18 protein-coding genes are annotated in these 20,448 nt (G+C 65.7%); 12 read left to right on the forward strand and 6 right to left on the reverse strand.

The window, feature by feature from the left end; all coding sequences use genetic code 11:
- Positions 1–176 precede the first annotated feature (176 nt).
- The 3 genes from ACIBG0_RS07415 (at position 177) to ACIBG0_RS07425 (ending at position 4,615) form a co-directional block, all read left to right on the forward strand.
- Positions 177–1,037, forward strand: coding sequence for a polysaccharide deacetylase family protein (locus tag ACIBG0_RS07415; RefSeq protein ID WP_397030272.1), 861 nt, complete (start codon positions 177–179; stop codon positions 1,035–1,037).
- Positions 1,038–1,322: 285 nt separating this feature from the next.
- The gene (locus ACIBG0_RS07420; RefSeq protein WP_397030274.1) at positions 1,323–4,028 is read left to right on the forward strand and encodes an ATP-binding protein; all 2,706 of its coding nucleotides are present in this window, start codon (positions 1,323–1,325) and stop codon (positions 4,026–4,028) included.
- Entirely contained in the window at positions 4,025–4,615 is a 591-nt protein-coding gene (locus ACIBG0_RS07425) for a GTP-binding protein (RefSeq protein ID WP_397030275.1), read from the forward strand. Before ACIBG0_RS07420 ends, ACIBG0_RS07425 begins: the two co-directional genes overlap by 4 nt.
- Before the next feature lie 35 nt (positions 4,616–4,650).
- On the opposite strand, the gene ACIBG0_RS07430 is transcribed toward ACIBG0_RS07425, so the two are convergent.
- Positions 4,651–5,292, reverse strand: coding sequence for a hypothetical protein (locus tag ACIBG0_RS07430; protein ID WP_397030276.1), 642 nt, complete (start codon positions 5,290–5,292; stop codon positions 4,651–4,653).
- A gap of 64 nt (positions 5,293–5,356) precedes the next feature.
- Between ACIBG0_RS07430 and serC the strand changes: the two genes are divergently transcribed.
- The 3 genes from serC (at position 5,357) to ACIBG0_RS07445 (ending at position 9,240) form a co-directional block, all read left to right on the forward strand.
- Positions 5,357–6,481 (forward strand): phosphoserine transaminase, encoded by a 1,125-nt coding sequence (serC, locus tag ACIBG0_RS07435; protein WP_397030278.1) that lies wholly within the window; start codon positions 5,357–5,359, stop codon positions 6,479–6,481.
- 369 nt (positions 6,482–6,850) lie between these two features.
- The gene (gene sepH, locus ACIBG0_RS07440) at positions 6,851–7,975 is read left to right on the forward strand and encodes a septation protein SepH (RefSeq protein ID WP_397030280.1); all 1,125 of its coding nucleotides are present in this window, start codon (positions 6,851–6,853) and stop codon (positions 7,973–7,975) included.
- A 521-nt stretch (positions 7,976–8,496) separates the two neighbouring features.
- Complete coding sequence (locus tag ACIBG0_RS07445; protein WP_397030282.1) at positions 8,497–9,240, forward strand: DUF6928 family protein; 744 nt, start codon at positions 8,497–8,499, stop codon at positions 9,238–9,240.
- A 129-nt stretch (positions 9,241–9,369) separates the two neighbouring features.
- Here ACIBG0_RS07445 and ACIBG0_RS07450 read toward each other — a convergent pair whose 3' ends face one another.
- Both ACIBG0_RS07450 and ACIBG0_RS07455 read right to left on the reverse strand, forming a co-directional pair.
- On the reverse strand, positions 9,370–9,681 hold the full coding sequence (locus ACIBG0_RS07450) for a DUF2537 domain-containing protein (protein WP_397030284.1): 312 nt from the start codon (positions 9,679–9,681) through the stop codon (positions 9,370–9,372).
- Positions 9,682–9,694: 13 nt separating this feature from the next.
- Positions 9,695–10,498, reverse strand: a complete 804-nt coding sequence (locus ACIBG0_RS07455; RefSeq protein ID WP_397030286.1) for a TrmH family RNA methyltransferase — start codon at positions 10,496–10,498, stop codon at positions 9,695–9,697.
- Between the two features lie 299 nt (positions 10,499–10,797).
- Between ACIBG0_RS07455 and ACIBG0_RS07460 the strand changes: the two genes are divergently transcribed.
- From ACIBG0_RS07460 to ACIBG0_RS07470, 3 genes are all read left to right on the forward strand, one after another.
- The gene (locus tag ACIBG0_RS07460) at positions 10,798–12,003 is read left to right on the forward strand and encodes a GNAT family N-acetyltransferase (RefSeq protein ID WP_397030288.1); all 1,206 of its coding nucleotides are present in this window, start codon (positions 10,798–10,800) and stop codon (positions 12,001–12,003) included.
- A gap of 357 nt (positions 12,004–12,360) precedes the next feature.
- Positions 12,361–12,771: a nuclear transport factor 2 family protein gene (locus tag ACIBG0_RS07465; protein WP_397030290.1), complete on the forward strand. Its 411-nt coding sequence runs from the start codon at positions 12,361–12,363 to the stop codon at positions 12,769–12,771.
- A gap of 114 nt (positions 12,772–12,885) precedes the next feature.
- Positions 12,886–13,314, forward strand: coding sequence for a YccF domain-containing protein (locus ACIBG0_RS07470; RefSeq protein WP_397030292.1), 429 nt, complete (start codon positions 12,886–12,888; stop codon positions 13,312–13,314).
- 207 nt (positions 13,315–13,521) lie between these two features.
- On the opposite strand, the gene ACIBG0_RS07475 is transcribed toward ACIBG0_RS07470, so the two are convergent.
- Positions 13,522–13,959, reverse strand: a complete 438-nt coding sequence (locus tag ACIBG0_RS07475; protein ID WP_364347112.1) for a MarR family transcriptional regulator — start codon at positions 13,957–13,959, stop codon at positions 13,522–13,524.
- 63 nt (positions 13,960–14,022) lie between these two features.
- Here ACIBG0_RS07475 and ACIBG0_RS07480 point away from each other — a divergent pair, with 63 nt between their 5' ends.
- The gene (locus tag ACIBG0_RS07480; RefSeq protein ID WP_397030294.1) at positions 14,023–14,259 is read left to right on the forward strand and encodes a DUF2530 domain-containing protein; all 237 of its coding nucleotides are present in this window, start codon (positions 14,023–14,025) and stop codon (positions 14,257–14,259) included.
- Positions 14,260–14,262: 3 nt separating this feature from the next.
- On the opposite strand, the gene ACIBG0_RS07485 is transcribed toward ACIBG0_RS07480, so the two are convergent.
- Positions 14,263–16,308 (reverse strand): neutral/alkaline ceramidase, encoded by a 2,046-nt coding sequence (locus ACIBG0_RS07485; protein ID WP_397030296.1) that lies wholly within the window; start codon positions 16,306–16,308, stop codon positions 14,263–14,265.
- A 115-nt stretch (positions 16,309–16,423) separates the two neighbouring features.
- Between ACIBG0_RS07485 and ACIBG0_RS07490 the strand changes: the two genes are divergently transcribed.
- Entirely contained in the window at positions 16,424–17,050 is a 627-nt protein-coding gene (locus tag ACIBG0_RS07490; RefSeq protein ID WP_397030297.1) for a TetR/AcrR family transcriptional regulator, read from the forward strand.
- 69 nt (positions 17,051–17,119) lie between these two features.
- On the opposite strand, the gene ACIBG0_RS07495 is transcribed toward ACIBG0_RS07490, so the two are convergent.
- Positions 17,120–20,104: a sacsin N-terminal ATP-binding-like domain-containing protein gene (locus tag ACIBG0_RS07495; RefSeq protein ID WP_397030299.1), complete on the reverse strand. Its 2,985-nt coding sequence runs from the start codon at positions 20,102–20,104 to the stop codon at positions 17,120–17,122.
- A gap of 74 nt (positions 20,105–20,178) precedes the next feature.
- On the opposite strand from ACIBG0_RS07495, the gene ACIBG0_RS07500 reads away from it, so the two are divergent.
- The coding region (locus ACIBG0_RS07500) for a hypothetical protein (protein ID WP_397030301.1) at positions 20,179–20,448 on the forward strand (270 nt) is incomplete at its 3' end.

Genomic DNA, 20,448 nt, shown 5'->3' on the forward strand with positions numbered 1-20,448 from the left:
AGTCGCGAGTCTCGACGGCTCGGACGCGAGACACCAGGGGGCCGCGAACACGCCGCGGCGAAGCCGCGGCCATTAAACAGAGCCCGCGAACACGCGGCGCCCGCGCCGCCAACAACACAGGTAGCATCCCGGGGGAAGCTGTGAGAGAGAGTTAACGGGGAATGCTGGATAGGAATGTGTCGCGGCGGCGGCTGATCGGATTCGGTGCCGCGGCTGCGGCTTTCGTCGCTGGTTGCAGTACCGATAAGGGCAATACGACTGGCGCGCAATCGAGAACGACCACCGCCGCGAACGCCGTTGACGTGCAGGCCATTCCGAGATCCCCGGTACAGCAGACGCCCGCCGCCACCTCCCCCGCGGCGGTGGCCGCTCGACACGCGGGTGCGCAGCCGACCAGGTGGGGCATGGCGATGGACGGCATTACCAGCACTTTCGCGGCGACCGGCAAACAGATGGCGGTTACCTTCGACGCGTGCGGCGGGCCCGGCAATAACGATATCGATGAGACATTACTGAATCTGCTGATCTCCCAGCAGATTCAGGCCACGCTGTTTCTCAACAAACGGTGGATCGATGCGAATCCCGGTCGCGCCGCGCAATTGGCCGCCAATCCGCTGTTCGAGCTGGCCAATCACGGCGTGGCACATAAGCCGCTCTCGGTGACCGGCCGGGCCGCCTACGAAATCCCGGGCACCGGCTCGCCGCAGGAGGCCGTCGATGAGGTCTGGGCCAATCACGAGCGGCTCACCACGCTACTCGGCAAACCGCCGCGGTTTTTCCGCGCGGGCACCGCGCACTATGACGATGTCGCGGTCGCGATCGTCAACGAATTGGGTGAGCGGCCGGTCGGCTTCAGCATCAATGCCGACTACGGCGCCACCGCGACCGCGGCACAGGTGCAGAATGCGATGAAAGCCGCCGCGCCCGGTGCGATCTCGCTGGCGCATATGCACCGGCCGAATTCCGGAACGGCCGCCGGGATGACCGCGGCGCTGCCCGCGCTGCGATCTGCGGGGTTCACCTTTGTCCATCTCTGAGCACCCTTGCCGCCCGTAGTGGGACTCGGCGCACCATCGTGCCGGTGAATCGCGGGGTGCAGTTATTACGGTATGGAGTGCACGCCCCCGCGATCGCGCCAATAACGCGCAACCCTCGGCGGCGAGCCAGTATGGTACCGATGCTGACCGGTGTCCCGACGTCAGCCGACCGCCTGCCGGTCGCTCGAAAAAACAAAGGTGAGACGGATTACGGCCGTGCACCGGGCATTTCGCCAACGCGAGGTGACCGGATCGGCCAGATCCGAGCGGAAGGCGGTATGTAGGGTGGCGCAGGGAATCTTCGCGCACACTCGATGGCGGAATCTCGAGCAATGGCGAGTCCGCTGGAAAGTCGGCGCGGCCGTTGCTCTTCCGCTGGCCGCGGCCATTTTGCTCGGTGGTCTGCGCCTGACGGTGTTCTTCCGCGATTACTCCGAATACGACAGTGCGGCCGATCGCATCTCTGATATTCCGGCGATCACCGCACTCGAATCGGCGGCCTCGACCGTCGCCGGTGGGCAGGTCTACGGCACCACCACCGACCAGGACCTGGTCGAATTGTCAACGGCTATTACCGAAGCCACGGTGCGCGCCGGACGCAAGGGCATCGACGCGGCGGTCGCCAGGGCGCTGAAGCAGATGACCGCGACCAGCGAGGTCATCCGCTCCGGCGGTAAGGGCGGCGGCGATCCGGTGAAGGCCATCGAACTCAACAACGCGATCGTCGCCGATGCCATCGGCACCGTGGACAAATTGCTCACCCCGATCGGCGTCGGCTCGGTCGTTGCCGCTAAGGCGCAGCTCTCCGATGTGCTGGCCGGCAAGGTCGAGGGCTTCAACTGGCTGATGGCAGCCATATCGGCGATCCAACAGCCGTCGCAGGCCGAGAGTTTTCATACCGCGCAGGGGCGCATCCTGGCCATGGGCGATGCGATCGAACGGGTAATGCCCGCCGCCAAGCCCGAACTCGATCGGGTGTTGAAGCCGAATAACGCCGTGCTCAAGGACATGATCGATGTCGCGATGCGCACGCACATCGTCGACCTGGTGGAGTTGCGGCGGCTGGCCATCGAATCCCGCGATGTCTTCACCGGATTGACGCGCCAGATCGTGCAGGGCGTCATCCACGATGTCGACAACAAGGTCGCCGAGGCCCGATCCGCGGCCGTGCAGGCCTCCCTGGTCGTGCTCGGGACCGTGATCGCGGCGCTCGCACTCGCGCTGTGGGTCGCGCACTCGCTGCTGCAGCCGCTACGCAGGCTGCGGGCGGGTGCCAGCGAACTTGCCGATAAGGACCTCCCGAGCGAGGTCGAACGGATCATGCGCGGCGCCCAACTCGAGGACATCGAGGTGAAACCGGTGCCGGTGCACACCGGTGAGGAAATCGGCGAAATCGCCCGCACCGTAGATGGTTTGCACACCCAGGCACTCAAACTCGCCGCACAGCAGCAACTCCTGCGCGATCAGGTCAACGACATGTTCGAGACCATGGCACGGCGCAGCCAGACGCTGGTGGATCGCCAGCTCAGCATGATCGAGGCGCTGGAATTCGAGGAGAAGGATCCCGAGCGGCTCGGCCATCTCTTCCGGCTCGACCACCTGGCCGCGCGTATGCGGCGCAATAGCGCCAATCTGCTGGTGCTGGCCGGAACGCGGTCACGGCACGATCGGTCCGGGCCGGTCGAGGTGCGCGATATTCTGCGTGCCGCCGTCTCCGAGGTCGAGGACTATCAGCGCGTCAAATCCGGTGCCACACCCGATGGTTGGGTCGCGGGCATCGCGGCCACCGATGTGGTGCATCTGATCGCGGAAATGCTGGAGAACGCGCTGCGCGCCTCACCGCCCGATAGCGATGTCACCTTCGCCTACAGCCGAACCTCCGAGGGCGGCCTGCTCATCGAGGTCGTCGATGAGGGCATCGGCATGGTGGCCAACGAACTGAACGAGATCAACCAGCGGTTGGCGACACCGGCCGCGGTCACCGTCGCGACGACGCGGCAGATGGGCATGTTCGTGGTCGGCAAGCTCGCAGAGCGGCACGGCATAACGGTTCGGTTGCGCCGGACCCACGATCGGGCGCTCAGTCCGGGAATCACCGCGAGCCTGCACATTCCGCCCGCACTGATCGAGGTGCCGTCGCAGGATTCGAAGGATCCGTCGACGCTGAAGCCGGTGATTCCGGTACATCGGGACACCCTCGGTACCAAGGCGACGGCCGAGGCGGGCAGAGGTCTTACCAAGGCGACGGCCGAGGCGGCGGACGCCGAGCCCGCAGCCAAGGCGGTCGCACCGAAGTCCGAGTCTGCGGCACGTCGGATCGGTGCACCGCCGCCGGCGGCGCCCAAGCCTGCCGAACCGGATGTCGATGCTCCGGCGGCGCCGCCGGTGATTACCAGTTATGGTCTCCCGAAACGGGTTCCGGGAGTAAATCGCAAAGGACGTCGCAAAGCGGGCGGGGCCGCCGCGAAGCCTGCGCGCACAACCGCGGCGCCGACGCCGTCCGCTAGCGTGGCCGATTCGGGTCCCCCGACCGGGCCGCAGGAGCGGGTGGCCAAGACGACCTCGTTCTTCCTATCCGAGGAGGGGGATTCGGCGGAATCCACATCCGAGGGACCCGCGCAGCCCACCGAGGGGGCGGCGACGCCGATTTTCGCCGGCATGATGTCGGCGTGGTTGGCTGATCCGACCACAGGGGAGCTACCGGTTTCGACCAATTGGCATTCGGCGGCGGATGAGGGCTGGTCCGCGGCACAGCGGGCGGCCGATGCCACGATCACGGAAAGGACAACGTCCGGGCTACCGAAACGAGATCCAGGGAATCAGTTGGTGCCGGGTGGGGCCGAGTCGGGGTCGGCGGCAACGGAAGCTGCGGCGAGCACGCGCCGCGACCCGGAAGCGATCCGCACAGGATTGAACCGGTATCAGCGGGGGGTACGTGACGGAAGAGCCACTGGTAAGTTGAAACCCCTTGCAGCCGAGGATGTTCGATGACCGCACCTGAACAAGCACCACCCGAGACCACGTCCCGCGCGGTCTCGGCGAAAATCGTGATAGCCGGCGAGATGGGGGTCGGCAAAACTACGCTGGTCGGCGCGGTTTCGGATATCGTTCCGCTGAAAACCGAAGCACTGATGACCGATCTGAGCTCCGAGATAGACGACACCTCGGCAGTCCCGGACAAGACCACCACCACGGTGGCCATGGATTTCGGCCGGATCACCCTGAACGACGATCTGGTGTTGTACCTGTTCGGCACCCCGGGCCAGCACCGGTTCTGGTTTATGTGGGACGACCTGAGCCTCGGCGCGATCGGCGCGATCCTGCTGGTCGACACTCGTCGAGTGGACGAAAGTTTCGCCGCGGTCGACTATTTCGAAGAACTCGGACTACCGTTCCTGGTCGCGGTCAACGAATTCGAAGGTGCCCCCAAATTTCCGGAGGAGGCCATCCGCGATGCCCTCTCGCTCTCCGAGGATGTTCCGGTGATGATGATCGACGCCAGGGATCGTGAATCCGCCAAGACGGCGCTCATCGCACTGACCGGACATGCGCTGGCCAGGGTGAAAGCCAAAAGTTAGCGAAATGGCGGCTCGGGCATCGAGCCGCCGCCTCGCTAGTCCTGGTCCAGGGAGGCGAGCCAGTCGACCGCGACGGATTCGCCGCGGTCGACGGTGAAAAAGGCCACCTCGAGGTGTTGGCCGAGATCGACGAGGCCGATCGCGGCCAGCGGCACCGGTTGGATCAGGCGCACACGCCACGGTTTCGCCTCGTCCCAAGCGCGCAGTTCGAGATCCAGGCGCAGCACCGGGTCGTCGCGACCGGCGTAGTCGGCGGCGACCGGTGCGGCAGCGAGCACGGTGGCATCGGCGCGGCGGCCGTCGGCGAGGATTTTCGAAATGCTCACCCGGCCGGTCTCGGCGATATCGGGCACGTAGAGCACCAGACGGTCGCGATCGCCCGGATCGACCCGGCAGCCGACCACGTCACCGGGCCGCATCCACTCCAGGTCGTCCGGCCGCATCCGCTGCCGTACCCGGGTCTCGTACGGTAGCGCGCCTTCTACCTGCACTCGAACCCAGAAAATGTGTCCGGGTTCGCTGCGTCGCGGCCGCACACCCAGGATGGTCGCCGAGCCCATCGCGCCGTGCATGAGCAATTCGCGCCGCTGCGAATCCGAAAGCGGCGCGCGCAGTCCGAAGTTCCGCGGCCCCCCGCTACGCGCTCTCCACCCCGAGTTAGCCGACGCAAGGTCCATGGGCGACTACGTTAGCCGGAGTGTGGTCAGTGTCACAGCAATACCACCGTCTACCCTGTTGGCCATGACCGCTGAGTTCCCGACTATTCCCGACGATCTCAAGCCCGCCGACGGACGGTTCGGCTGTGGCCCCTCCAAGGTGCGCCCGGAGCAGTTGCAGTCTCTGGTATCCGTCGGCGCCTCTGTGTTCGGAACCAGTCACCGGCAGAAGCCGGTCAAGGATGTGGTCGCGCGCGTGCGCAGCGGGCTGCGCGAGCTTTTCGCACTACCCGACGACTACGAAGTAGTGCTCGGCAACGGTGGCACCACGGCGTTCTGGGATGCCGCCGCCTTCGGCCTGATCCGCGAGCGCTCGCTGCACCTGACCAACGGTGAGTTCAGTTCGAAGTTCGCCGCGGTGGCCAAGGGCAACCCGTTCATCGGCGATCCGATCGTGGTCTCGGCGGAGCCGGGCAGTGCGCCCGAGCCGGTTTCGGACCCCTCGGCCGACCTCATCGGCTGGGCGCACAACGAAACCTCCACCGGTGTCTCTATCCCGGTGCAGCGTCCGGCGGGTTCGGAGAACGCGCTCATCGCCATCGACGCCACCTCAGGCGCGGGCGGCCTGCCGGTCAACATCACCGATGCCGATGTGTACTACTTCGCACCGCAGAAGTGCTTCGCATCCGATGGTGGGCTGTGGGTCGCGCTGATGAGCCCGCCCGCGCTCGCCCGGGTCGAGGAGATCAAGGCCTCGGGTCGCTGGACGCCGGACTTCCTTTCGCTGCCGATCGCGATCGACAACAGCACCAAGGACCAGACCTACAACACCCCCGCGCTCGGCACCCTGCTGCTGTTCGCCGACCAGATCGAATGGATCAACGGCAACGGCGGGCTGGACTGGGCGGTCAAGCGGACGCTGGATTCCTCGTCGCGGCTGTACTCCTGGGCCGAGTCGAGCTCCTTCGCCACCCCGTACGTCGCCGATCCCGCGCACCGCTCACAGGTCGTCGGCACCATCGACTTCGCCGACTCGGTCGATGCGGCCGCCGTCGCCAAGGTGCTGCGCGCCAATGGAATCGTGGACACCGAGCCCTACCGCAAGCTCGGCCGCAACCAACTGCGCGTCGGCATGTTCCCCGCCATCGACCCAGAGGATGTTTCCCAGCTGACGCGTAGCATCGACTGGGTCGTCGAAAAACTCGGCTGACAACGAACAGCTCAACACACCACAGCGCCGCTCTACGGGCTGCGAACATACGATCCGACGTAAGAGACCCGCACTATCGACCAGCACGGAGCGAGTCTTACGAGCGAGGAGTTCGCGGCCCGTCTCGCGGCCGAGTCGTCGAAGCGCATGCGCCGTAGGCGCGAGTCTCGACGGCTCGGCCGCGAGACACCAGGGGGCCGCGAACACGCCGCGCCCGCGCGGCCGAAAACGCGAATAGAGCAGATTAGCGGGGCGCGGAGGGTCTTTCGCAGATTTCCGCCCCGCGTGTCTTGCCTCGAGATCATCAGTAGTGCACTACTGTTTCGGAAAGTGGGCGGTGTCGCGAGCCGACGCGATAAGGAGGTAACGGTGCGTGAACTTCGAGTGATCGGGGTGACGCCCGACTCCACGCACATCGTGTGCATCGACACCGAGACCGGCACCAAGTACCGGCTGCCCGCCGACGACAAGCTTCGAGCCGCCGCACGCGGAGACCTTGCCCGATTCGGCCAGATTGAGATCGAGATGGAAGCAACTATGCGTCCCCGCGATATTCAAGCTCGTATCCGTGCCGGGGCATCCGTTGAACAGGTCACCGAAGAATCCGGTATGCCGCTGAGTCGCGTCGAGCGATTCGCCTATCCGGTTCTGCTGGAGCGTGCCCGCGCCGCTGAACTCGCGCAGAAGGCGCATCCGGTACGCGCCGACGGTCCGGCCGTGGAAACCCTGATCGATATCGTCACCGCCGCGTTCACCGAGCGCGGGCACACACTCGAGAACGCCGAGTGGGATGCCTGGAAGGACGAAAAAGGCTTCTGGGTCGCGCAATTGCAATGGCAGAACGGCCGTTCCGAGATCGCCGCGCATTGGCGCTACCAGCCGGACGCGCACGGCGGCTCGGTTTCCCCGCTCGACGATCCGGCCTCGGATCTGATCGATCCCGACTTCGGCCGTGCTCTGCGCGGACTCGCCACCATCCTGCCGCCGCAGGCGGAGATCGAGGCCGCCGCGGCGCCCGAACCGCCGGTAGAGACCCGGCCGGTGGAAACCCGTCCGGCCGACGCGCGTCCGGCGCGCGAGGCCGCGGCGGCACCGGCGCGTCCGGCGGCACGGACCCAGCCGACATTGGACGAGTACTACGAGCAGCGTTCCGTCGCGGCCGGCGGTAGCAGTACGCCGGTCGCCACCGGTGGTACCGCGGCCGCGATCCCGGCCGCCACGAGCACGAATGCCATTCCGGCCGCGAGCGGTTCCGCTGCGGTGACCGCCGGGACGAGTACGGCTCCTGCCGCCGGTGATGCACCGGCTGGTGCGGGCACCGCCCCGCCCGCGCCCGCCGCGCCCCCCAAGGCCTCGAAGTCTGCCGCAAAGCCCGCCGCTTCCGAGGAAGCGGCGAAGAAGGCGCCCGCGAAGACGGCACGGAACAAGCGGGGGAAGGCACCAATGCCGTCCTGGGAGGACGTATTACTCGGGGTGCGTAGCTCGGGGCACTGAGTTCCAGTCCTGCGCTGGGGTTTCGCGCGGGACGAGGCTACGCGAGCGATGGCGTTCTCATGGGCTGGCCGCGAGTCCCAAACGCCGAAGGTCTCGAGATTCGCTGAGCTCTTCGGATACCCGCCCAGCTTTCGAGGCCTCCGGTTTCGCACGGTCCAGGTCTACAAGCACAACCCGGATCTCGAGGCACAGCCCAGAGCGGCAGCCGACTAATCCTCACCGGACCAAGATCAAGTGGGCATGACGGTGGCGGCTTCTCGGGCGACGCCGCCATAGAATCCACCTGATCTTGATTCTGCGCGGCCAAACTGGTTTGTTCGGGGCGAATTTTGGGGGCTGCGGGCGTGTTCGAATGCGGAAGGTGCGATGTTGGCGCGGTAGTGCGGGTAGATTTTTCGGAGTGTCGACGTCTTGGTGAGTCGACGTTGGGCGGTTCACGGCAGTGGGAGTTGCTAGAGGACGCCGTGGGGTGCTCGAAGTTCGCGGAGCTGGTTTGGTGCAACCATCGGGAGGTGCCGGAAATGCTGTCCAAGGCTTCGTCTCTCTGGTACGTCGACGCACAGGATCCGTTGGCGGTACTCCGCGCGAACCACGATCCGGATCCCGAAGCCGCGCTCGCACTGGCGAAACAGCTGCACACGGACCGCGATGTCATGCCGATCATGGTCGGCACGCTCGGTGGTTGCGCCGGACCGGATGCCGATGAGGTGTACATCGGCTGCTATCCGGGAGTCACGGTGGTGTGCTCGGCACAGGCAGCGCGGGCGCATCCGACGGCGCTGCCCGAGTTGCTGGTTCGCCCGCTCGCCTCGGAGCACACCTACCTGATCTCGTTCGACGCGCATCACGGCTGGGGCGCGTTCGCCCATTGGGAGCGTGGCGAATTCCGTCGCTCGTTCAGCTCTACGCGGGTGAACATTCTGGAAGACGATGGCCTTCCGCTGGTGTGGGAACGTTCGTATTGGGCCGGTGATCATCCGGTGCGATGGCGGGCCGGGGAACTGCCCGATCCGCAGACCCTCCCCTTCGACCCGCCTGATTTCGCCGACGCCGCCAATAACGAATGGCTCGGGTTCCACTATCGCGCCGCAGCCCCCGAAGGTGCCCTGGTAGCAGGCGATATCGCGGTATGTGGATTCACCCTGTACCCCAAGGGACAGGCACCCGACCCCGCCGCGCGGATCCCGCTGGAAGAGCGGAACGGTGACGCGAAACCGAGACGAGGTCTGCTCGACTGGCTGCGCGGCAAGGATCGTGTCTCGTGAGCGGGTCCATCTCGGTTTGGCACCACGCCGCATAGATCTGGCCGGACCGACGAGGAAAGCTGCGCGTCCCGCTCTCATGGCCCCAACCTGCCGAACTCATAAGAGATCGCGGTACCGCGCCGAGGTCGGTCAACTCGACAGGCCGCCGATGATCAGGACCAGCCAGCCGAGCAACACACCAGCCACACCCCCACCGATCACCCAGCGCGTCACGGGGGCCAGGCGCCAGCGCCAGGCTGTCGGAGCGGCGCCGCCGACCGCGACGAGGTTGACCAGAATCGCGAGCAGCGGATGCACCTCCGCCAGCGCCGAACCGAACGCGTACACCGCGACGGCCGTCAGCAGCGCGACCATGGTCGCGACGGTGAGTCCGGCGGCCCACGGGGTCGGATCCTGGTCCGGCTGAGAGGGCCGGTACGCACCGTTCGAGAAGTAGCTCACGACAGCATCCCCCTCATGACGTCCTCACCCGCTCATAGAACGCCATGGCGGCCGCGGTCGCCACATTGAGCGAATCGGTGCCAGGTGCCATCGGGATGCGAGCACGAATATCGGTGGCCCGCATGGCTTCCTCGGTCAATCCGGGCCCCTCCGCACCGAGCAGCAGCGCCACCCGCTTCCCCGTCATCGCGGTGGCCAAATTCACCGCGGCCGGGTTCGGGGTGAGTGCGATGATCTGGAATCCCTTGTTCCGCAAGTCATCCAGTCCCTCCGGCCATGTCGGCAGTTGCGCGAACGGCACCCGCAGCACATGTCCCATCGACACCCGCACCGCACGCCGATACAGCGGATCGGCGCACCGATGACCGAACAGAATCGCATCGACGCCGAATCCCGCCGCATTCCGGAACATCGAGCCGAGATTCTCGTGATCGTTCACGCCCTCCAACACCGCGACCGTGCTGGCCCGCTCGATAACGTCGTCCACGTTCAACTCCGCGGGCCTGCGCGCCACCGCGAGCACCCCGCGATTGAGATGGAATCCGACCACCTCCGCCATCACCTCGGCACTCGCCCGGTAGTACGGCACATCGATCCGCGCCAGATCCTCCGCGAGTTCCACCCGCCGCTTCTCCACCCCGAGCAACGCACTCGGCCGAAACCGCGAATCCAACATCCGCTGGACGACCACCACCCCCTCCGCGATCACCAACCCCTTGCGCCCCGGCAGATCCGGCCGCCGATCCGCCGACTTCAGATCGCGAAAGTCATCGACGCGCGGGTCAGCGGGATCGTCGATATCGATCACATCAGCCACCGCTACATCCTGCCGTCCCCCGACACCTCTCCGAACACCGGTGGCCTATCCGACGCAGCCCCTCGCGCGCGGGGCATCGGCGAGTAACACGGCAAGCCCGTACGCGAGCTGTACCGAGTCCATATGCGAGGTGTGCCGAGCACCTGCCACAGCCCGAACACCGGTGTCCTTTCCTGACACAGACCTTCTGGTCGGGCATCGGCGAGTTACAGGGCGAGTCCGTATGCGAGGTGTGCCGAGCGCCTGCGGCGGGTGGAAATCGAGTGCGGGCGGGGATGGGGGCGTGCGATCGTCGAGGGATGACGCTGATACCCGGCATCACCATTCGGTCGGCCACCGATGACGACGTGGCGGACATTCAATTGCTCGGCGACACCGCGTTCGGGATGCGCAGTGAACCTGGGTATGCGCAATTGCGCGCGCAGGTCTTTCCGACCGAGGAAGCAATCGTCGCCATTGATGGCGGCCGTGTCGTCGGACATGCCAGGTCCACTCGGATGACGCTGACGGTGCCCGGGGAGCGCACGGCCGAGGCCTGCGGGATCGCCGGGGTCGCGGTTGCGCCGACGCACCGACGGCGCGGGATTCTGCGGGCTATCTATACCGAGCAGCATCGGCGCACGGAGGCGGCCGGGTTCCCGTTGACCATCTTCACCGCCAGCCAGGGGGCCATCTACGGGCGATTCGGATATGGTCCGACGATTCGGCAGAACGCCATCTCGATCGATCGGCGGTTCGTCGAATTCCTGCCGTCGGCACCCGATCCGGGCGGGGTGGTGCTCAGCACCATGGGAGATGCGGGCGAGGCGGTGCGCGCAATCTACGACCGGTGGCGGCGCTTGGTTCCCGGTGCGCAGGCACGACCCGAGGCACGGTGGCAAATGGACCTCGCCGACTCGCCCGCATTCCGCGACGGCGGTACCGAACTCTTCGCTTTCCTACACCCGGACGGTTATGTGCTCTATCGCTATCACCGCCGCGAACAAGGCAAGACCGCAGTGGTCGAGGAGATGCGCGCGGTGACCGCGGAAGCGCAAATCGCGTTGTGGCGAGCCCTATTCGGATTGGAGCTGTGCAGTCACGTCGAGGCGGCGATCACCGATAACGATCCACTCCCGTATCTGCTCACCGATCACCGACTGGTGCGCACGAAGGCGCGCTTCGACGATTTGTGGTTGCGGCTCATGGATGTTCCGGCCGCATTGACAGCTCGCTCGTACCTGCGCGACCTCGATGTCGTTCTCGCAGTGCAGGATCCGTTCCGCAATGCGGGCGGCACCTTCGCACTCACCGTGCACGACGGCATCGCAGAATGCACCACGACCACGCGCCCACCCGACTTCGAACTCGGCATCGACGTCTTGGCGTCGATGTACCTCGGCGCATACCCAGCACGGGTCTTCGCAGCCGCCAACCGTCTGCAAGCCAAGGACGCCGGGCAATTACGCGACCTCGACGAGGCATTCGGCGCGCAGCGAGATGCGGTACTCGGCTGGTTCTTCTGAGCCTGATCGCCGCCGCTCGACTCGCCAAGCGCTGCCAAGATGCGGTAGCCGCACCCACTTCGCCGAAGCCGTCGGACGCAGACCAGTGGGCGTGAGCGCGCAGCCGTCGGCTCTGTCCACCTTGCCAGGCCACAGGGCGTGCACTGGCAACGGGTGAGCGCCGACGGCTGCACGGGCACGGTCAGGCATGTGATCCACCTCTGCCGCTGCGACCGTGGTGGGCGCAGCGGCAGGGGTCTAGGGGTTGACCGAGAAGACGTGCAGAGCACGGCGATGGCATCACAGTCTTCATTGGTGCAACCAACAAAACTCTGTATAGTTGGCGAAACCAATGTTGGTACGGCCAATGAAGGAGCAATGTCCACGGATACGATGATCGCCGACCGCATCGAGATCGCCGACCTGTTCACCCGCTTCGCCCACCTGCTCGACGACGTGCGATATGAGGATGTCGACACCGTCTTCACCGACGATGTGGCGGTCCACTCGCCACGAATCCAAGTCCGCGGCATCGATAAAGTCGCCGAATTCATGCGGCAGTCTCAGGTCGAGGGCGAACTCACTCAGCACACGACCACCGATCTACTGGTGAATATCGACGGCGACCAGGCCGCGGCCTCGGCGAACTCGCTCGTGTACTACTACCGTGACAGCCAACCGCCGCACCAAACCGGCGGCCTGCGACTGGCTGGCACGGCAGCGCGGACCTCGGCGGGCTGGCGACTGCGCGAGGTGCGGATCATGCTGGCCTGGATGCGCAAGGATTGAGCTCTCGCCGCATGGACCACCATGCCCGGCGCCGCCGCCGATCGGGGATATCCCTGAGTCCACCTCGTACTCCGGAGTGATGTCGGATCCGAGGTAGGCTGGCATGCTTGATTCATGAAGCCGATTCAGCTGGTGCTCAATATCCTGTGGCTCGTATTCGTCGGGTTCTGGATGGCGCTCGGCTACATCCTGGCGGGCATCATCTGCTGCATTCTGATCATCACGATCCCCTGGGGTATCGCCTCGTTCCGGATCGCGACCTATGTGCTGTGGCCGTTCGGACGCACCACGGTCGAAAAGCCTTCCGCGGGTGTCGGTTCGATGATAGGCAACATCATCTGGTTCATCGTCGCCGGTTGGTGGCTGGCGCTGGGCCACCTGTTCACCAGCATCCCGCTGTTCGTCTCGATCATCGGCATACCCTTCGGCTGGGCGAACCTCAAACTCATCCCGGTCTCCCTGTTCCCCCTCGGCCGCGAAATCGTAGACAGCGACCAACCATTCGGCGCGCAGTACACCCGCGGCGGGTACGCACCCCGCTGACGCGCGGATCCGGGAGCGGCCCGCGCCGAAAGCCTCACCATAAGTCCGATTCGGCGCGAGGTCATCGACAGTCAGGCGCACCGCGCGGCGGACGGTTGTTGTCGCCAGTGGGCTGGTGCCGACTTCTTTACGAGCCACCGATAGTTCGGCGTAGCCGGGGCGTCGAGGGCTTTCGTGGCCGCGCATCCACGACGGGCCGTTTGCGCGTTACTCCGAGTCGTCGACGAGTTGCTTCATGATGCCGACGGCACGGGTCAGCACGACCAATTGCTCGTCGGTGAGGGTGGAGAGTTGTTCGGTCATCCAGGCTTCGCGGGCGCTGGTCTCATCGGCGATCAGTGCGCGCCCGGCATCCGAGAGCGAGACGATGATCTGGCGGCCATCGGTCGGATGTGGTTTGCGCTCCACCAATTCCAGATCGGTGAGCGAGGCGATCACACGCGTCATCGAGGGTGGCTGTACGCGCTCCTTGGCGGCCAACGCGCCCGGCGTCATCGCCCCTTCCCGGTGCAGCGTGGCGAGTGCGGAGAGCTGCGTCAGCGAAATCTGCGCGTCGGCGCGCCGCCCCCGCAGATGTCGCGTCAAGCGCACCACCGCGAGCGACAGCTCACCAGCGAGAGCTCGAACATCCGATGGCGTTGTCACAGAGCAGAACGATACGGGACACGCTGGCAGGTGACCGCCTGTTCCCGCAGCTACCCTATGACTGTGACCCAGAATGTCCCGCAGATCCCGCCGCGCTTCACCGATCCACGGCCGGTCCTCGCGGTCGGCAGCACCCTCTGGCTGATCGCGACCATTGTCGTGTGGACCAGTGACCGCTGGGAATCGGCCCGCCCAATGTGTCTGATGGGGCTAGCCGTCGGCCTGCTCGGCTACACGATCTTCGCGATCCAGCGCCGGGGCGCCCGCCGCGGCGACAAAGGCGCACAAACCGGACTTTGACCCTCAGCGCACTTCGAACTCGTTGGTGGTGCCGATGAAGGGGTGCAGGGTGCCGTCGGGGTTCAGGCTGTCGGCGAAGTGTTGCATGCGGTAGGTGCCGGGGGCGGCGTCCGTGGGGATGTCCCAGGTGAAGCGGGCTACGGATTCGGCAAGTCCGCGCTTGCTCCAGTAGAACCGGACGGCCCATTCGCCCTCGTTGGCAACGCGGACCCAGTCGCCGGATGCGTTGCGACGCTGCACTTCCAGGAAGGTGCCGTTGCGGCGCGGGTTGTGTTTCGGGTGGGCGGAGATGAATTCGGCGCCCGCCTGGGTGCCAGGCGCGTAGGAGGCGGCGGGCTGGGCCAGGACATCACCGAAGCCTCGGCCCAATGGTGTGGCATCCGGTCCGGGGGCAGGCTGGAAGTTCGGCTGCAGGTTCGATATGTCGCGCGGTGCAGGGCCGCGTGGGACCTGCTGACGGACGGCGAAAGCCGTTGCCAGACGGGTGAACTCCTGCTGATAAGCGGGCAATGTATAGCGGCCGAAGAGGGTTGAGCCGCCCTCGTACTGCTGGGAGTCGTATTCCTCAGGGGTGGTGACGTATTCGTGGTATGCGTTCGCATAGCCCTGCATGAGCACCTGCTCCAGCGGGACACCGAGCGCGGTGGCAACCGCCCGACGGATGCGCAATCCGGCGACAATGGTGAATTCCGCACCGCCGCAGGCCAAGTACAGCTCACCGATCCGAACGATCTGGATCGGCACCACATTCGGCACCCATGGCACCGGCGGCAACAACCCGAGCGGCACGATGATCGCCTTGGGCGCCTGCGCATCCGCCAGCCAGGACGGCGCGGGCTGCCGCGGATCACCGAGCGCATCGATGAACGGATTGCGCACCCCCTCCGGAATCGGAATGCCGGGCAGGCCCGGACCGTCCTCGACGCTGCCGGCGATGAGCGAAACGCCCGCAGCGGCGGGCGCGGTGTGGCGCGGTTGACCGTCGGGGGTGAATCTGCCGTCGACGGCGGTATCTGCCAGGTCGATATAGCAGAGCATCGAATCGACCGGACCGCTGATGCAGCGTGCGCTCGACAATGCGGTTTTCGATGCGTGGTACTGGCGCTCGCCGATGATGCGGGTGTTGTCGAACTCGTTCTCGGTCGGGCCCGACCCGGGTCGCAGGTTGAGATTCGGGGACATATCGCCCGCGTTGGTCTGCGCGAATGCGGCGATGAAATCGGCAGGGCCCTCGAGATATCGAACCCCGTGCTCGGTGTGTTCATAGGAGAACGAGGCGTAACCCTTGTTATCCGCGCTGATCAGTCGATTCTGGTTGGTCATCGAGGTGTTGTGCGTGGCAAACCAGGTGATGGCTCCGACTTGTTTGCCACCCCTGACGAATGACAGCGCGGTGACCGCCGGGTCGATGGCATTCGGGAAGTGCTCTTTATCCACTTCCGGATTGCGTTCGAAGGCAACTCGCGATCGGTTGACACTTGCGTCGCGCAGTTCGGCGCGACCCAGCGAAAGCGTGCCCGGTCCGAGATCGGCATGCGCGGCCGCAATCGCCTCCACAATGCCGTTCACCTCGGCGTCGTATACCTGCTGTTGAAAACCCAGAATCGACAGGTTGTACGCGTAATCGTTGCTGGAGCCGCCACAGGTCGCATGCGAATGCGTCGAGGTGAGCACGACGTTCTGTTCGGTGTACAGATCACCGAAGCGGCCCGCGAGTTCGAGCATGACGCCGCGATGCACGGACTGGAAAATCATGCCGTTCTCCGCTACCGCGAACACGATTCGGCGCGCACCACTGTCGATGATGAATGCGCGAGCACGCGGGCGCAGATGGATGCCCGCCGTCTGCTGGTCGAACTGTGAATAGCCCATCATTCCGCATTCGGCGGCCGGTCCGGTGATATCGGAAAGACCGAGTCCGATTAGGTAGCCAGCTGATTCGGGGGCCGGTGCGCCGAGCGCCGTGGTCACACCCGGCACCGTGGCCGCTGCCAACGCGGCCGAACCCGCCGCGGTTCGGGCCAGCACCGTTCTGCGTGACACCGGCATACGCGTCTCCCTTCGATCCCATGCTGAAGCGAACCACACAACTGGACAATCGTCCAGTCGAGATTTTCGGCCCTGCGAATTGACTGTGGCGGTGTTGCGGACTTAACTCGCTTGGGTGTCCTCCCGATTGAGCGTCGAAGAACGACGGGCCCACCTTATCGAGGCAGCCATCGGCCTTGCCGAGAAAAAGGGCGTCGCGGGCGTGACCACGCGCGATGTCGCTCAGGCAGCCGGTGTTTCGCTCGGTGTGGTGCATTACTGTTTCGAAAACAAGGACGCGCTGATGACCGAGCTGGTCAAGGCGTTGTCGATGGAATTACGCGATTCCGTCGACGCCAACGAAACAGTTTGGCAAGACGTCGGAAGTGGAAAAGAAGCGCTTCAAAAATTGGTGCGCGCCGGACTCGAACTGATGTGGCTCAACATTGAAGCCACACCGGAACGACAACTACTCACCTACGAAACCACGACATATGCGCTACGCGAAGGAGAATCGACTCCCGCGAAACTCGCGATCGCGCGCGAACAGTACGCATTCAACGACACCACCGTCGCCGACATCCTCGACCACGCCCGCGATGCCACCGGTTGCCAATGGTCCGTGCCGGTGCCAACGCTGAGCCGCTTCACCTTGAATGTGATCGATGGCGTCGTATTGCGCTGGTTGGTCGACAACGACAGCGAAAGCGTCCGCGGCCAACTCGACCTCCTGAGCGAGATGCTCGCCAACTACGCCACGTAGCCCCCAGCCCCGCTTGCGGGAGACCAAGTGGCGGGGGTTTCGCGTTGTGCCGCCATGGTTTCCACGTGATCATTCGTCCAGTCGGGCTGGAGAGTGGGGGGTTTGGATGTGGGTAGTGGTGCCTTGACGCCACCAGGGGACGGCGATGGTGGCTTCGAGGGCGCCGCGTAGGCGGATTCGGAGGGTGTCGTGGAGGACTAGGTCGCCGTCGGTGGGGATTGTGAACAGTTGACGGAGAATGATTCCCAGTGGTTCGGCGGACCAGGTGGTGTGGCGGCCCTGGGTTGTCACCTCGGCGGTGATCACCTCGGAGACCATGGGCAGATCGAGTAAGGTCGCCAAGGCTGGGGCGGTGGCGGTATCGCCTGCTACCAGGTGATCCGCGGGAACGGCGAGTCCGAACCACGGCTGGTCGAGTACCCACGCCTCATTGGGGTCGACGACCGCTGAAGACAGCGCCCGCACGCGCTCGGGGAGTTCTAGTTCGGTCAGGTCGAGATGATCCACGGCGGCGGCGAGGCGGGCGTGGGTTCGGGAAACCACCTCGGGTGTTGGGGTTTTCGACGGGTCGGCGAGGGCGGCCAGTAGTGCGGCAGCCAGTTCCTGAGTGATGGCATTCGGGTTCGCCAGGACCGCGCGTAACGAATCCGGATCGGAATACTCGAATTCGGGGAGTAGATCGGCGAATTCGGTGTCGGTGGGGTGGCGGAGCAGGCCGAGGGGTGTGCCGTTGACGCGGGCGTGTCTGCGGAGCCACCAGGCCGTGTATCCCTCGGGATCGGTGAGCAATTCGCGGGTGCGCGGACTGGATGCCAACTGCCGCAAGGCCGCCGGCCAAGACGGCTCGTCGACGAGGTCGAGGTCGCGGACGGCGGCCAGTTCCGGTGGGTCTTCGGGCAGGCCCGACCACCAGAGTTCCTCGTCGTCCAAGTGGTGATCGGGGCCGGTCGGATCGGATTCGACGACAACGCTGAAATCCCAGCCGACGCCTACCGCACGCAGCGCCTCGGCACCGTAGCGGTCCACCAGATCCGTTGCGACGGTGCCGAAGGGTGAATCCGGGACCAGCAATGCGCTCAGCGGTGCGTCGGGGAGCAGCAATTCGTCGGCGGGGAGCAATTCTCCGGTCGTGTCGGGTAATTCGAGCAGGCCGAGCCAGGACGGTAATGCGGACGGATCGGCCTGAGCGGCGAGACGCAGCACAGCGTCGGTGGTATCGGGATCACCCTGCTGATCCTCGAGTTCCGCGCGCAATCCGGGATCGCTCAACAGATCCTCGGCCGCGGCCGAACGTGCGCCGAGTCGCGCGAGGAGGGGATGAACTGCCTCGGGATGCACCAAACGCGCCCAGTGCACCGGTATGGCGACATCGAGCTGGTCATCCAAAATCGCTGTGCGTGGACCGGTTACAAGTCGGCCGTCGGCCAGCGGTACCGCGAGCGCGCCGAGCTCCTCGGCGGCCAGTGGATCGACCACATATGGCTCCAACGCCGCATACAGCGACCGCCACCACTTCGGGGACCGCTCGAGCGAACCCGAAAGTTCGGCCAGCCGAGCCAGTCCCAGTCTGTGCACATCCAGCACACCCAAGGCCTCGCTGTGCGCACGCCCCGATAATTCGGGCACCACCAGCGGCCCGACGATGTCGTCGAGCAGGTCGGCCAGTTCCCAACTCAGACCGGTGAATACGCTCGCTCGGGTAGGCACCGCCGTTGCGTCATTCAATGGCTGGAGCGCGGCAGAGCGCGCGTCACCGGGCAGGCCCGCGGCGGTCCAGTCCTCGGTGTCCGACACGTCGGCCTGCACGCCACGACGATCGGCGTTGCTGCCGGCTGCTTCAGGCCTTGAAAAAGATTCGTCCACAGTCGAGTCGGCCGATCCCATACCCGAATGCTCCGGCATTTCACCGGAGGTTTTCGGACGAGCGGCTACAACCGGAAGCCAGGGATGGGTCTGCAGTTCGCGGATCAGCGCCTCGCGCAGCATGCCATCGACCTCGCTGCGGGCGAAGCCCGGGGTGGGAACCAGGACGAGGCGGTCCTGCGACGGAAGTGCGCGGGCGAAATCGGCGTAGCCCTCAGCGAATTCGGCAATGCGGGCACCGGGGAGAACGCGACGCCGGTCCGGCTGCATCGGAATGTCGGCGATCAGCAGCGCCGGTAGCGACAGCTCCTCGTCGGATCGCGTGGGGGCGCGCAACACATCATGTGCCGCGGACGCCGGCCTGCCATCCCGCAGCGGCAGCAACCAGCGCGCCCGGGCGGTTCGGTACTCCCACCAAACCCGTCGTTCCGATCCGGGGCCATCGATACGCAGTTCCCGGAGCCCTAGCCCCGCGGATCGGCGAGCGCTCAAATCCGCTTCGGTTCTGGTGAATTCGGCGTCGCCGATTCGGATGCTCTGTAGGGCTGGCAGTTCCAGAAGGAGGTCGACGGCTTCGGCGCGCATTGCGGCGAGCAGGGATTCGGGATCGATGTCGGAGCGCAGGCGCAGGACGATCTCGGTGTCTGCGGCTGCTGGCGGGGCGGCCTCGATCGGCCAGGCCAGGCGCAGGACGGGCGGGGTGAACGTTTCGGCAGGGCCGGGGACGGTGATCGCGTTGTCGCGCAGGGCTTCCCAGGTGAGGTCACGGGAGAACCGTAAGGAGCCGGTGGTCGACCGGACCTCGATCTCGTCGCTTACCGTCCGGACGGCGGTGAAGCCGACGCCGAAGCGACCGACGCTTGCGGTCGGATCCGCCTTGCCGGAGGCGCGCAGCGCCGTCAGCGCGTGTACGCCCGCTAGATCGAGCGGTGCACCGGTATTCGAGATGTGTACGTCGCCCTCGACAATGCGCACCACCACTCGGCCTGCCGCACCCGCCTTGGCCGCCGCATCCGCGGCGTTCTGGGCCAATTCGGTCAGCAGCCGATCCCGATACCCCGCGCGCACCAGATCCGACTCCGTCGCCGCATCCTCGCGCAACCGCGTAGGCGAATCACGCCAAGCCGCGAGAACCCCCGCCCGCAGCCCCGCCGTTCCGAACGGATCCGCAGCTACGTCGTCCGCACTCACCCCTGCAGCGATGACCCGAACTCCGGCCGCGCCGCAGCCCCAGGCCCACCACCCGCAGCGTCACCAGAGTCACCATGCGTACCAGTGGCCCCGCCGTGACTGTCGGCATGCCCACCGTCATCGTCCGCAGCCGCCCCGTCGACACCTCCCGATCGGTCACGAACAACGGCAGCACCGCCATCCCCGCCATCAGCGTCCACACCCGCACTGTCAGCGCTGATGGCCTGGTCATCAATGCCCGCGGTCTCGCTATGAGCATGAGCAGCGCCGCCGACATCCCTAGCGTCGGCCGCCGGGCCACCGGCACTCACGGTCTCACTGTCAGGATGGACAACACCGGCGAC

It is taken from the genome of Nocardia sp. NPDC050630 (assembly GCF_044457245.1).
In the GTDB taxonomy this organism is placed as follows: domain Bacteria; phylum Actinomycetota; class Actinomycetes; order Mycobacteriales; family Mycobacteriaceae; genus Nocardia.

Coding starts and splice junctions, on each gene's coding strand:
- ACIBG0_RS07425 (WP_397030275.1), top strand. CDS start 4,025: ATGACCGCACCTGAACAAGCACCACCCGAGACCACGTCCCGCGCGGTC.
- ACIBG0_RS07430 (WP_397030276.1), bottom strand. CDS start 5,292: ATGGACCTTGCGTCGGCTAACTCGGGGTGGAGAGCGCGTAGCGGGGGG.
- serC (WP_397030278.1), top strand. CDS start 5,357: ATGACCGCTGAGTTCCCGACTATTCCCGACGATCTCAAGCCCGCCGAC.
- ACIBG0_RS07445 (WP_397030282.1), top strand. CDS start 8,497: ATGCTGTCCAAGGCTTCGTCTCTCTGGTACGTCGACGCACAGGATCCG.
- ACIBG0_RS07460 (WP_397030288.1), top strand. CDS start 10,798: ATGACGCTGATACCCGGCATCACCATTCGGTCGGCCACCGATGACGAC.
- ACIBG0_RS07465 (WP_397030290.1), top strand. CDS start 12,361: ATGTCCACGGATACGATGATCGCCGACCGCATCGAGATCGCCGACCTG.
- ACIBG0_RS07470 (WP_397030292.1), top strand. CDS start 12,886: ATGAAGCCGATTCAGCTGGTGCTCAATATCCTGTGGCTCGTATTCGTC.
- ACIBG0_RS07485 (WP_397030296.1), bottom strand. CDS start 16,308: ATGCCGGTGTCACGCAGAACGGTGCTGGCCCGAACCGCGGCGGGTTCG.